The sequence below is a fragment of the Streptomyces sp. N35 genome (assembly GCF_016464295.1).
Classification (GTDB): domain Bacteria; phylum Actinomycetota; class Actinomycetes; order Streptomycetales; family Streptomycetaceae; genus Streptomyces.
The window spans coordinates 1-11,527 of sequence record NZ_JAEIMH010000104.1 but is presented as its reverse complement, the minus strand read 5'-3'; the positions used below and the strand labels follow the sequence as shown (position 1 = coordinate 11,527).

The window sequence follows — 11,527 nt, the reverse complement described above, 5'->3', positions numbered from 1 at the left end:
GGGGGGGCGAAGGGGGGGGGGGCGGGGGGCGGCGGCCAGGGGGGGGAGGGGGCCAGCCGGCGGCGCAAACGAGACCCCGCCGGGTGCCTTGTGCAGGCTGCCCGGCGGCTTGACGTGGTGCTTCCGGCGGGCTCGTGGTGACCCGTCGGCGAGTATCCGAGGGTCAGCCGGCTACTCGTACGGCGAGCGCGTCGCCGATCTCCTCGGTGGTACGGGTGCTCTCGCCGCGTTCGCCCAGGTCGGCGGCGACCGCTTCCTCGATACGGGCGGCCTCGGCCTCGTAACCGAGGTGGCGCAGGAGCAGCGCGACGGACAGCACGGTGGCGGTCGGGTCGGCCTTGCCCTGGCCGGCGATGTCCGGGGCCGAGCCGTGCACGGGCTCGAACATCGAGGGGAACTCGCCGCTCGGGTTGATGTTCCCGGAGGCGGCGACGCCGATGCCGCCGGAGACGGCCGCGGCGAGGTCGGTGATGATGTCGCCGAAGAGGTTGTCGGTGACGATCACGTCGAAGCGGCCGGGGTCGGTGACCAGGTAGATGGTCGCGGCGTCGACGTGGATGTAGTCGGTGGTGACCTCGGGGAACTCCTTGGCCACCTCGTTGAAGACATTGGTCCACAGGTGGCCCGCGAAGGCGAGCACGTTGTTCTTGTGGACCAGGGTCAGCTTCTTGCGCGGGCGGGCCTGCGCGCGGGCGAAGGCGTCACGGACCACGCGCTCGACACCGAAGGCCGTGTTCACGGAGACCTCGGTGGCGACCTCGTGCGGGGTGCCCTTGCGGATGGTGCCGCCGTTGCCGGTGTACGGGCCTTCGGTGCCCTCGCGGACGACCACGAAGTCGATCTCCGGCTGGCCGGCGAGCGGGGTGGCCACACCCGGGAGCAGCTTGCTCGGGCGGAGGTTGACGTGGTGGTCGAAGAGGAAGCGGAGCTTCAGGAGGAAGCCGCGCTCCAGGACTCCGGACGGCACGCTCGGGTCGCCGATCGCACCGAGCAGGATGGCGTCGTGCGCCTTCAGCTGCTCGACGTCGGCGTCGGTGAGGGTCTCACCGGTGGCGTGGTAGCGCTTGGCGCCGAAGTCGTACTCCTGCGTCTCGAGCTTCACGTCCTGCTCAAGCGCGGCGCGGAGGACCTTGAGTCCCTGGGTCACGACCTCCTGGCCGATGCCGTCACCGGGGATCACTGCGAGATTGATGCGTCGAGACATGTCCGTCACCGTACTCGGGGTCCCAGGTGTTGACACACGATGTCCAGTATGCGGACCGGCCGTTGGGATGGAACCGCGAGCGCCGTACAGGGCCCTCGTTCCTCGCGGTGGAAGCGAGCGCCGGGGCGCGACCGCGGCTCGAGGTCTCCGCGCTCGCCGAGAACGGCGAGCGCATCGACCACTTCGAGATCGCGCGGAGTTCCTGGTACGGATCAGTACGGATCAGTTCGGACGGATCAGTGACCCGCGGCTCCGCCGTTGTCCCTGCGGTCGAGGGCGCGCTGGAGGGCGGCGGCGGCGTTCTTGCGCTCGGCTTCGGCGGTCCCCGATCCATGACGGACGCGGAGGACACGGCGGGCGGCGACGGTCGTCTCGGACATGCTGACTCCTTGGGGCATGAGTGGAGTGCGAAATGAGGGGTTATCGAGACGCCGGAGTGGCGGGGAGCGAAGGCCCGCAGGGGTTGCCTGCATGGGGGCACGGCTCACAACCGCCGTTCGCTTGATCGAGCGATTCGTTCGGCTCCTACCAAGCTAGGACAGGTCAGCCGGTCTGTCTCCACAATTACTCGGACTTCCTAGTATCTGAGACGCCAGGCAAAATCCATCGGCCGTACGTTTGGTTCTCAGCTCCTCGGGTCCGGTCCGCCCGAGACCGTGCGGTCCGCCCGCAGCTCCCTGATCAGCGCGCGGACCGCGAGGCTCCGCGCCAGCTCGGGTGTGGTGACGTAGCCGACCTCGCGCGTCGGGCGCCGCGGACCCAGATCGGTGATCGCGACCGTGGCCGGCGCTCCGGTCAGGGAGAGCGCCGGCATGATCGCCATTCCGTGGCCGGCGCTCACCATCGAGAGCACCGCTCCGTCGTCCTCGGTCCGCATACTCGCGCGCGGGATCCAGTCCTGGGCGGCCCACCAGTCGCGCGTGTACGAGGTGCAGGCCTCCGTCCAGTCCACGAGCGGCAGCGAGCGCGGGTCAGGATGCCCGGCCGGGTGCACGAACGAGTAGGGCTCCTCCAGGAGTACGCCGCCCACGAGCCCCGCCGGGATCGGCGAGCTGGTGCCGATCGTGGCGATCGCCAAGTCGGCCCGCCCCGCGGCCACTTCACCGGCCGTGCCGGGTCCCACTTCGCGTACGACCCGCACCTCGGGCTCGATTCCGGGGTGGGCGGCCCGCAGCCGGGCGAGCACCGGGGGCAGCAGATGCAGCGCGACACTGCGGAAGGCGGCGATCCGCAGCGGGCCCTCGACCGCACCGCCCGCCGCCCCGCGCGCCTCGGCCACCAGAGTGTCGAGCAGACGCAGGATCCGGCGGGCGTGCGCCACGGCCCGCTCCCCCGCCGCCGTCGGCCGCGCTCCGGTGCGGCCCCGCTCGAAGAGCACGGCTCCGATCTTGCGCTCGCTGCCGCGCACCGAGTGCGAGACCGCTGACTGGGTGAGCCCGAGGGCCGCGGCGGCGGCCGAGAACCCGCCCTCGCGCTCCACGGCCACCAGGATCCGCAGTTCGCGCGGAGCGAGATCGATGCCGGAGCCGAGGGGCGCGGGATCGGTCATGGGCGCTCTCACCTCGGCGTATGAGGATGGTTCATGGAAGGGGCCGTTCCATGAACGCAACCCTCTGCCCGGCGCCCGCATTCCTTCCTACGGTCGCGTCCATGACCGAGACCGCGCTCACCGTGCAGCAGACCGCCCGCCCCACCGGCTTCCCGACCGCCGGCCACTTCCGCTTCGTGGAGTCCGCCCTGCCCGAGCCCGCGCCGGGCGAGCTCCTCGTCGAGAACCTGTACTGGTCCGTGGACCCGTACCACCGGGAGATGATGGACGGCGCCTTCGCCCTGGGCGCCCCGCTCGAAGGCCGCGCCCTCGGCCGGGTCCTGGAATCCCGCGACCCGGCGTACTCCTCCGGCGACCTCGTCTTCCACCGCGCGGGCTGGCGTACGCACTCCGCCGTACCGGCCGGACAGGCGCGCGGGATCGAGCGGTTCGAGGGCGTACCGCTCTCGGCGCATCTCGGCATCCTCGGCGGCACCGGACTGACCGCCTATGTGGGACTGACGCGGATCGCGCGCCTGAAGGAGGGCGAGGACCTGTTCGTGTCGGCGGCCGCGGGCGGCGTCGGCACGGCGACCGGACGGCTCGCACGGCTGCTCGGTGCGGGCCGGCTCGTGGGCAGCGCGGGATCCGCGGCGAAGGTCGAGTACCTGACGGACGAGGTGGGTTACGACGCCGCCTTCGACTACCACGACGGGCCCGCCGCCGGTCTGCTCGCCGAGGCGGCACCCGACGGCATCGACCTCTTCGTCGACAACGTCGGCGGCGAGCAGCTGGGCGCCGCGGTCGGCGCGCTGCGGCAGTACGGGCGGATCGTACGGATCGGCACGATCGGCCAGTACAACAGGACCACGCTCGCCCCGGTGCCGGTGGACCTCTCCGAGATCGTGGAGAAGAGCCTGCGCATGGAGGGCTTCCTGGTGAGCGACTACCGGTCGCTGCAGGACGAGTTGTACGCGTTCGTGGTGCCGCATCTGCGCAGCGGCCGGGTGCGTTCCGACGAGACGGTCGTCGACGGGTTCGGGCGGATCGTGGAGGCGTTCCTGGGGATGCTGCGGGGCAAGAACCTGGGGAAGATCATCGTCCGGGCCTGAGTGCACGCACGGCGCCCGACGCGGCGGTACTCAGGCCGGTTTGAGTATCCGTGCCGTGTCGGACCCACCGGGTCCGGCGGGACAGTCACCCTATGAACGGCCTCTACGCTCTCAAGCCCTGGTACGCCGACCGGCTGGCCGGCGCCCGTGCCGCGCTCGTCCGGCGCCAGGTGTCCCCCGATGCGCTGACCTGGGCGGGTGTGCTGTGTGCGGGCGCCGCGGCGGTGGCGCTCGGGTTGCTGCCCGCGCCCTGGGCGGCGCTCCCGGTCGCGGTTCTGCTCGCGGCCCGGCTCGCCTTCGCCAACCTCGACGGTGCGCTGGCCCGTGACACGGGGAAGTGCACGCGGCGCGGGGCGGTCGTCAATGAACTCGGCGACCGGCTGGCGGACTTGGCGATGCTGGCCGGGTTCCTGTTCGTGGCCCCGCCGTGGCTGGTCGCCTGCGCGGCGCTCGCCGCGACCGGGCCCTCCTGGGTGGCGCTCGCGGGCGCGGCGGCCGGCGCGGCGCGGCGCAACGGCGGGCCCGTGGGGAAGACCGGGCGGTGTGCTCTGGTCGTGCACGCGGCGGCCACGGGGTGGTACGTGCCGGTGCTCGGCGCCCTCGCCGTCGGCTCGCTGGTCACGGCGGGGGTGCGCCTCGCCTGGGTGTGGCGGGAGCTGGCCGACCGGCCGGCCGCCGCGGTGGGGAGTACGCGATGAGCACCCTTTCCCGGAGTGTCCCGGTCGTGGCCGGTGTGCTCGGCGCGGGCGGGATCGCGGTCGCCGCGCTCCCGGCCCGGCTGCGGATGCGGGCCGAGCTGCGCCGTCGGTGGCGTACGTGGGCCTGCTCGGCTCCCTTGTTCCTCGGCGCCTTCTTCCTCGGCGGCGCGGGCGTGGCCCTCTTCGCGGCCGGGCTCGGGGTCGTGGCCGTCCTGGAGTACGTACGGATGGCGGGGCTCACCCGGGCCGACCGGGCCGTGCTGACCGTCGCGGCCGTCGCCCTGCCCGCGCTCGCCTGGCTCGCCCCCGAGGCGCTCGGACCGCAACTCGCCCTCGGTGTCCTGCTGTTGGCCGCAGGGCCCGCACTGCTCACGGCCGACACGGCCACCGGCTTCACACGCGCAAGCCGCACCGCGTTCGGCCTTCTGTGGATTCCGCTCGGCCTGACCTGTCTGGTGCTGCTCGGCGACACCGCGCTCGCCGTCGGCGTCGCGGTGGCCTTCGGGGACGTGGGCGCGTGGTGCGGCGGCACGGCACTCGGCCGCCGGGGCCCGCTCGCCCGCCGCCTCTCCCCCTTGTCACCGAACAAGACCTGGGCCGGAGTTGTGGGCTGCGCGGCCGCGACGGCCGGCGCGCTGGCCGCACTCGGCGCCTTCAGCCCGCTCGTATGGACCGCGGTCCTCGTCGGCTGTGTCATCGGCGATCTGCTCGAATCCATGGTCAAGCGCGAGGCGGGCGTGAAGGACGCGGGCAGCTGGCTGCCCGGGTTCGGCGGGCTCCTCGACCGGATCGACTCGCTCCTTGTGGCGCTGCTCCTGACGGCGGGGGTGATGTCCCGATGAGCCCGGTCCGGCACTGCGTCCATCTGCCCGCACTCCCCCGCCGTCTGTCCGCCCGGCTGCGCAAGTCCCTGTGGCGGGCCACCCTCACCGCGACCGGCGGGGTACGCCGGGGGGCCCGGCTGCCGAGCGGCGGCTGTGTGGTGATCGCCAACCACACCCCGCACGCGGACACCGCGGCGCTGCTCGCCGCGCTCGACGCCCGCCATGCCCCGCGGATCGCCGCGCCGGCCGACTATTGGTTCGCGACCGCCTGGCGGCGCCGGATCTGCCGCCGGCTCGCGGCGGGTTTTCCCGTACGCAGGACAGGCGGCGGTCTCGGTGATCTGCTCGCCATGACCGAGGAACTGCACCGGGGGCACGCGGTCGTGCTCTTCCCCGAGGGCACCCGCGGACCCGACGGGTCGCTCGGTCGATTCCACCGCGGGGCCCTGCTGCTGGCCCAGCACGCCCGGGTGCCCGTCGTGCCCGTGGCGCTCATGGGCACGGGCCGGCTGCTGCCGAAGCACGGTTCCTTGCACCGCACCCAGCTGCGGGTTCGCATCGGCGTTCCGCTGGCGCCGACGGCGGGCCCGGCCGAGGCGCGGGCCGCCGTGGAGGCGCTCCTCCAGGTCACGCCAGGGGACGGAGGAAGCGGCGCTCGTACCGCTTGATGCACTTGGTCCTGCGGGCCAGTTCGAACGCCTCCTGGCAGTCGGGATCCGCCATGCTGTCCGTGCGGTAGCGCTCGTACGCGGCGAGGCTGGGGAACGAGAACAGCGCGTACGCGATGTCGCTGTCGCCCTCGCTGGGCAGGAAGTAGCCGTGGTGGGAGCCGCCGAAACGGCTGACGAGGTCGACCCAGCGACGCCCGTACTCCTCGAAGTCCTCGATCCGGTCCGGGTCGATCTCGTACCGCAGATGAATCGTGATCATGCGGTGATGATGCCCCGTCCGAGGGTGTACGTCGACGTCCGTGCGCCAACTGGACGGTGAAGGTCAGGCGACGCGGGTGCGCAGGGCGTTCAGGTCGGACTCGGTGACACCGGCGGCCAGCAGATACGTCTGCGCGCGCACCGCCCCGGCCGCCGTGATCATGTCCGCGTACGCCGTCGTGCCGTGTTCGGCGTAGGCCGCGTCCAGGAAGTCCTGGTGGGACGGCTTGCCGGTGGCGGCTTCCAGGGCGGCCATGTTCGCCGCGCTGCGGGCGTAGTCGGCGGCGATCTCCTCGGGCGAGGCGCCGAGAAGCGAGAGCAGGACGAGCGCGATGTTCCCTGTGCGGTCGCGTCCGGCCGCGCAGTGGAAGGCGACTCCGCCGGGCGCGGCCTGCGCCACCGCCGTCACGGCCGCCGCGATCCGGTGCGGAAAGCTCTCCATGAACGGCCCGTAGAACCGCGGCGTACCCCAGCGCCAGTCCTCGGTCCACCGCGCCCAGAACGCGGCGTCCTCGGCCATGCCGTCCAACTCGACGCGCACCGTGGTGATCCCGTCGGGCCGGGGCGCGGCGTCCGCCCCGTACTCGTCGGCCTCCCGCAGATCGAGAACGGTGCGTATCCCGTGCTCGTACGCGGCCGCCCAGCCCTTCTCCGTGAGCTTGTCCAGGCCGTCGGCCCGCACGAGCGCACCCCGGGCGACGGTCCCGAGGCCGCCCAGGTCCCGCACGTTGTGGCAGCCGTCCCAGTCGAGGTCACGCTCGATGCCCGTCAGGTCGAGGGAGAGGTCGCGTTCGATACCCGTCATGTCGATCAAGATGCCGGACCGCGGCAGAGCGGTTCCCTCCGCCCTTCACAGCACCCGGGCCACCGCGTCCCTGAACCCCTCCGGGTCCTCCACCCAGGGATGGTGGCCGGCCTCCGGCAGCACCACCCGCCGCACCCGCGGCAGGGCCCGCTCCAGCGAGTCCACCGCCGAGCGCGGACGGATGTCGCGGGCGCCGTCGACGATCAGGACGGGTACGTCGAGAGCCTCGCACGCGGCGGTGAGCTCCGGCGTGCCCCAGGTCCGCTTGCGCTCCTCGTTGAGGGCGGCGTTGCACGCGAGGTTCACCGGGAACCAGGGGTCCGCCATGCGCTCCGCGTGTTCCAAGGCCCGTGCCCGGTCCTCGAATTCGACGGTCCACCGCAGGACCGCGCTCTCCCGCGCCTCGTCCTCGGAGAGGGAGCCGCGCGCCTGCAGCTCCCGCCAGCGCGCCAGCCGTCGAGGCTCCTGTGACAGGCGGGCCAGCAGACCGTCCTTGTACCCCGGGTGCCAGTCGGTGTCCGGCCCGATTCCCGTACCGCTCACATAGATGAGGGTCCCGACCCGCTCCGGGTGCGCCAGTGTGTAGCTCAACGCCAGCTGGGCGCCCCAGGAATGGCCGAGGAGCACCATCCGGCCGAGGCCGAAATGGGCCCGTACGGCATCGAGATCCGCCACGAAACGGTCCGTCGACCACGGGCCGTCACACGGCGCCGAGCGGCCGCAGCCGCGCTGGTCCCAGCGGTGCACGGCGGCCAGATCGCCGAGGAGCGCGGTCACATCGCCGAACATGTCCCACAGGCCGGGTCCGCCGTGGCACAGCACCAGCGGGGTACCGCCCGGATCACCTTCGCGGGAGGCCCACAGGCGCAGGCCGTCGTCCGTCCGCACGCTCTGGAACATGCGGGCAGTCTGCCGTACGCGGAGCCGCGGGAACCGCGGGAACGGAAACCGCCCCCGTCCAGGTGTGGGGACCGGACGGGGGCGGGAACTGTGGGGCGGTCAGCCCGTGTGGGGGTGTCAGCCCATGTGCGGGTAGCGGTAGTCGGTCGGCGGGACCAGCGTCTCCTTGATGGCGCGGGTCAGCGTCCAGCGCATCAGGTTCTGGGGCGCGCCCGCCTTGTCGTTGGTGCCGGAGGCGCGGCCGCCGCCGAAGGGCTGCTGGCCGACGACGGCGCCGGTGGACTTGTCGTTGATGTAGAAGTTGCCCGCGGCGTAGCGGAGCTTCTCCATCGCGTCGGCCGCGGCGGCACGGTCACCGGCGATGATCGCGCCGGTCAGGGCGTACGCCGAGACGGACTCCATCTGCGCCAGCATCTCCTCGTACGCCTCGTCCTCGTAGACGTGGACCGCGAGGATCGGGCCGAAGTACTCGGTCGTGAAGACCTCGTTGGCCGGGTCCGAGCACTCGATGACGGTCGGGCGGACGAAGTAGCCCTCCGAGTCGTCGTACGTGCCGCCCGCGACGATCGTGCAGGACGGGTCGGCGGCGGCGCGGTCGATCGCGGCCTTGTTCTTCGCGAAGGCGCGGTCGTCGATGACGGCGCTCATGAAGTTGTCGAGGTCCGTGACGGGGCCCATCGTGATGCCGTCGACCTCGGCCGCGAACTCCTCCTTGAAACCGGAGTTCCAGATCGAGGCGGGCACGTAGGCACGCGAGGAGGCCGAGCACTTCTGGCCCTGGAACTCGAAGGAGCCACGGGTCAGGGCGGTCTTGAGGATCGCGCGGTCGGCGCTCGGGTGCGCGACGACGAAGTCCTTGCCGCCGGTCTCACCGACGATGCGCGGGTACGAGCGGTACTTCTCGATGTTGTTGCCGACCGTCTTCCACAGGTGCTGGAAGGTCTTGGTCGAACCCGTGAAGTGGATGCCGGCGAGCATCGGGTGCTCGAGCGCGACGTCCGAGACGGCCAGGCCGTCACCGGTGACGAGGTTGATGACGCCCTTGGGCAGACCGGCCTCTTCGAGGAGCTCCATGAGCAGCACGGCGGCGTGGGTCTGCGTCGGGGACGGCTTCCAGACGACCACGTTGCCCATGAGGGCCGGGGCGGTCGGCAGGTTGCCCGCGATGGCGGTGAAGTTGAACGGCGTGATCGCGTAGACGAAGCCCTCGAGCGGGCGGTGGTCCATGCGGTTCCAGACGCCCGGGGAGTTGGCCGGGGGCTGCTCGGCGAGGATGTCGCGGGCGTACTTCACGTTGAAGCGCCAGAAGTCGACGAGCTCGCAGGGGGTGTCGATCTCGGCCTGCTGGGCGGTCTTCGACTGGCCCAGCATGGTGGAGGCGGCGAGGGTCTCGCGCCAGGGGCCCGCGAGCAGCTCGGCGGCGCGCAGGATGATCGCGGCGCGGTCGTCGAAGGACATCGCGCGCCAGGCCGGGGCGGCGGCGAGCGCGGCGTCGATCGCGTCCTGCGCGTCCTGCTGGGTGGCGTTGCGGTACGTGCCGAGCACCGACTTGTGGGCGTGCGGCTGCACGACCTGGAACGGCTCGCCGCCGCCCATCCGCTTCTCACCGTTGATGGTCATCGGCAGATCGATGGGGTTCTCGGCCAGCTCCTTGAGCTTGACCTCGAGGCGGGCACGCTCGGGGGAGCCGGGGGCGTAGCCGTGCACCGGCTCGTTGACGGGAGTGGGGACCTGGGTCACAGCGTCCATGAGTTCCTGAACTCCTTTGTGAGGGGGTGTCGTTGCGAGCGGGCCGACTCAGCCCTTGGTGAGGATCGAGCGGGCGAAGAAGAGGAGGTTGGCCGGCTTCTCCGCGAGGCGGCGCATGAAGTAGCCGTACCAGTCGGTGCCGTACGCGGTGTAGACACGCATCCGGTGGCCTTCGGCGGCGAGGCGCTCCTGCTCCTCGCTGCGGATGCCGTACAGCATCTGGAACTCGTAGTCGTCGAGCTTGCGGCCCGCGCGGCGGGCCAGTTCCTGGGTGATGGCGATGAGGCGCGGGTCGTGGGAGCCGATCATCGGGTACCCGTCGCCCTCCATCAGGATCTTCAGGATGCGGACGTACGCCTTGTCGATCTCGCCCTTGTCCTGGTACGCGACGGACGCGGGCTCCTTGTAGGCGCCCTTGACGATCCGGACGCGGGAGCCGGCCGCGGAGAGGCGGCGGGCGTCGTCCTCGGTGCGGAAGAGGTAGGCCTGGATGACGCAGCCGGTCTGCGGGAAGTCCTTACGGAGCTCCTCGTGGATGGTGAACATCGAGTCGAGGGTGGTGTGGTCCTCGGCGTCCAGGGTGACCGTGGTGCCGATGGCGGCGGCGGCCTCGACGACGGGACGCACGTTGGCGAGGGCCAGCTCGTGGCCGCCGTCCAGCGCCTGGCCGAACATCGAGAGCTTCACGGACATCTCGGCCTTGGTGCCCAGGCCCAGATCCTTCAGGCGCTCGACCAGCTCGAGATAGGCGTCGCGCGCGGCGTGCGACTGCTCGACGGTGGTGATGTCCTCGCCGACCACGTCGAGGGTGACCTCGAGGCCCTTGTCCGCGGTCTCCTGGACGATCGGGATGACCTGGTCGACGCTCTCGCCGGCGATGAACCGGGCGACGACCTGCTTGGTGCCCGGCGCGGCGGAGACGAAGCGGCGCATCTTGTCGCTGCGGGACGCGGCGAGGATCACGGGACCCAGCACGGGGCACCTCCATTTTTTGCGGGGGGTCAGGGGTGCCGCACCAGGAAACGCCAACGTTCCGGGAACGGCCAGGAGAACCTCCGTGAAACCTAAGGATCGCGCTGATTCGGGGCCATCTACAGGTGTCACGCATCCGTGGGCCGGATCTCATACATCTGTATGAGGCGACGAGCGGGTCATGTGGCGGCGGCGAACGACGGCCACTGCGGCCGGTACCCCAGAATGGACAGGTGAAAGGCGACTACCAGGACCTCGTCGACGAGGTCTCGACCCTGCTCGGCGCTCCCGCCACCCTCGAGGACCGGGACTTCGGGCTGATCGCCTTCGGCGCGCATGAGGGCGACGACGAGATCGAGATGGATCCCGTACGGACGCGGTCGATCCTGACCCGGAAGTCGACCTCCGCCGTCCGCGCCTGGTTCGAGGGGTTCGGGATCGCGCGGGCCACCGAGCCGGTGCGGATTCCCGCCGCTCCCGACGCCGGCGTGCTGCGGGCCCGTATCTGCCTTCCCGTACGGCATCGCGGCGTCGTCCACGGTTACGTGTGGCTGCTCGACACCGATCCCGGCCCGAGCGCCGAACAGCTCGCCGCCGCGATGGACGTGACCGAGCGCATCGGGGTGCTGCTCGCCGACGAGGCGAGCGCCGGCGAGGATGTCGCGCGTGAGCTGCGGGCCGTCCTGACCAGCGGCCGGGGGTGGCAGCGGGACATGGCGGTGGCCGCGCTGCGGGCCGCGCTCGGGCCCGGCGCCGACGATCTGCTCGCCGTCGTCTGCGTCACCCCCTGGCCGGGCGCCAAGGAA

General features: G+C 71.8%; 11 protein-coding genes and 2 pseudogenes. 5 read left to right on the top strand and 8 right to left on the bottom strand.

Annotated elements, in window-relative coordinates; all coding sequences use genetic code 11:
- Nucleotides 1–163: 163 nt before the first annotated feature.
- From JAO81_RS36650 to JAO81_RS36640, 3 genes are all read right to left on the bottom strand, one after another.
- A complete protein-coding gene (locus tag JAO81_RS36650) occupies nt 164–1,204 on the bottom strand; it encodes a 3-isopropylmalate dehydrogenase (protein ID WP_199552319.1) in 1,041 nt (346 codons plus the stop codon).
- A gap of 236 nt (nt 1,205–1,440) precedes the next feature.
- Nucleotides 1,441–1,584, bottom strand: coding sequence for a RuvX/YqgF family protein (locus JAO81_RS36645; protein WP_165333404.1), 144 nt, complete (start codon nt 1,582–1,584; stop codon nt 1,441–1,443).
- A gap of 245 nt (nt 1,585–1,829) precedes the next feature.
- Nucleotides 1,830–2,753 (bottom strand): LysR family transcriptional regulator, encoded by a 924-nt coding sequence (locus JAO81_RS36640; protein ID WP_199552318.1) that lies wholly within the window; start codon nt 2,751–2,753, stop codon nt 1,830–1,832.
- Nucleotides 2,754–2,854: 101 nt separating this feature from the next.
- Here JAO81_RS36640 and JAO81_RS36635 point away from each other — a divergent pair, with 101 nt between their 5' ends.
- The 4 genes and pseudogenes from JAO81_RS36635 to JAO81_RS36625 form a co-directional block, all read left to right on the top strand.
- Nucleotides 2,855–3,844 (top strand): NADP-dependent oxidoreductase, encoded by a 990-nt coding sequence (locus tag JAO81_RS36635; RefSeq protein ID WP_199552317.1) that lies wholly within the window; start codon nt 2,855–2,857, stop codon nt 3,842–3,844.
- A 92-nt stretch (nt 3,845–3,936) separates the two neighbouring features.
- Nucleotides 3,937–4,542, top strand: coding sequence for a CDP-alcohol phosphatidyltransferase family protein (locus JAO81_RS36630; RefSeq protein WP_199552316.1), 606 nt, complete (start codon nt 3,937–3,939; stop codon nt 4,540–4,542).
- Nucleotides 4,539–5,384: a phosphatidate cytidylyltransferase gene (locus tag JAO81_RS43100; RefSeq protein WP_233416432.1), complete on the top strand. Its 846-nt coding sequence runs from the start codon at nt 4,539–4,541 to the stop codon at nt 5,382–5,384. The genes JAO81_RS36630 and JAO81_RS43100 overlap by 4 nt, the downstream gene beginning before the upstream one ends.
- A pseudogene (locus JAO81_RS36625) lies at nt 5,381–5,986 on the top strand (lysophospholipid acyltransferase family protein); the annotation flags it as partial. The gene JAO81_RS43100 and the pseudogene JAO81_RS36625, both read left to right, overlap by 4 nt.
- A gap of 7 nt (nt 5,987–5,993) precedes the next feature.
- Here the strand turns inward: JAO81_RS36625 and JAO81_RS36620 are convergent.
- The 5 genes from JAO81_RS36620 to JAO81_RS36600 form a co-directional block, all read right to left on the bottom strand.
- Nucleotides 5,994–6,296, bottom strand: a complete 303-nt coding sequence (locus JAO81_RS36620) for an NIPSNAP family protein (protein WP_165333410.1) — start codon at nt 6,294–6,296, stop codon at nt 5,994–5,996.
- A 63-nt stretch (nt 6,297–6,359) separates the two neighbouring features.
- Complete coding sequence (locus tag JAO81_RS36615) at nt 6,360–7,100, bottom strand: tyrosine-protein phosphatase (protein ID WP_199552314.1); 741 nt, start codon at nt 7,098–7,100, stop codon at nt 6,360–6,362.
- A 45-nt stretch (nt 7,101–7,145) separates the two neighbouring features.
- Complete coding sequence (locus JAO81_RS36610) at nt 7,146–8,000, bottom strand: alpha/beta fold hydrolase (protein ID WP_199552313.1); 855 nt, start codon at nt 7,998–8,000, stop codon at nt 7,146–7,148.
- 117 nt (nt 8,001–8,117) lie between these two features.
- Complete coding sequence (pruA, locus tag JAO81_RS36605) at nt 8,118–9,749, bottom strand: L-glutamate gamma-semialdehyde dehydrogenase (RefSeq protein WP_199552312.1); 1,632 nt, start codon at nt 9,747–9,749, stop codon at nt 8,118–8,120.
- A gap of 48 nt (nt 9,750–9,797) precedes the next feature.
- Nucleotides 9,798–10,724, bottom strand: coding sequence for a proline dehydrogenase family protein (locus JAO81_RS36600; RefSeq protein ID WP_199552311.1), 927 nt, complete (start codon nt 10,722–10,724; stop codon nt 9,798–9,800).
- A 230-nt stretch (nt 10,725–10,954) separates the two neighbouring features.
- Between JAO81_RS36600 and JAO81_RS36595 the strand changes: the two are divergent.
- Nucleotides 10,955–11,527, top strand: a pseudogene (locus tag JAO81_RS36595) (PucR family transcriptional regulator); the annotation flags it as partial.

Bases quoted from the DNA above. Each gene is read 5' to 3' on its own strand.
- JAO81_RS36650 (WP_199552319.1), bottom strand. From the start codon at position 1,204: ATGTCTCGACGCATCAATCTCGCAGTGATCCCCGGTGACGGCATCGGC.
- JAO81_RS43100 (WP_233416432.1), top strand. From the start codon at position 4,539: ATGAGCACCCTTTCCCGGAGTGTCCCGGTCGTGGCCGGTGTGCTCGGC.
- JAO81_RS36635 (WP_199552317.1), top strand. From the start codon at position 2,855: ATGACCGAGACCGCGCTCACCGTGCAGCAGACCGCCCGCCCCACCGGC.
- JAO81_RS36630 (WP_199552316.1), top strand. From the start codon at position 3,937: ATGAACGGCCTCTACGCTCTCAAGCCCTGGTACGCCGACCGGCTGGCC.
- pruA (WP_199552312.1), bottom strand. From the start codon at position 9,749: ATGGACGCTGTGACCCAGGTCCCCACTCCCGTCAACGAGCCGGTGCAC.
- JAO81_RS36620 (WP_165333410.1), bottom strand. From the start codon at position 6,296: ATGATCACGATTCATCTGCGGTACGAGATCGACCCGGACCGGATCGAG.
- JAO81_RS36645 (WP_165333404.1), bottom strand. From the start codon at position 1,584: ATGTCCGAGACGACCGTCGCCGCCCGCCGTGTCCTCCGCGTCCGTCAT.
- JAO81_RS36640 (WP_199552318.1), bottom strand. From the start codon at position 2,753: ATGACCGATCCCGCGCCCCTCGGCTCCGGCATCGATCTCGCTCCGCGC.
- JAO81_RS36610 (WP_199552313.1), bottom strand. From the start codon at position 8,000: ATGTTCCAGAGCGTGCGGACGGACGACGGCCTGCGCCTGTGGGCCTCC.
- JAO81_RS36615 (WP_199552314.1), bottom strand. From the start codon at position 7,100: ATGACGGGTATCGAACGCGACCTCTCCCTCGACCTGACGGGCATCGAG.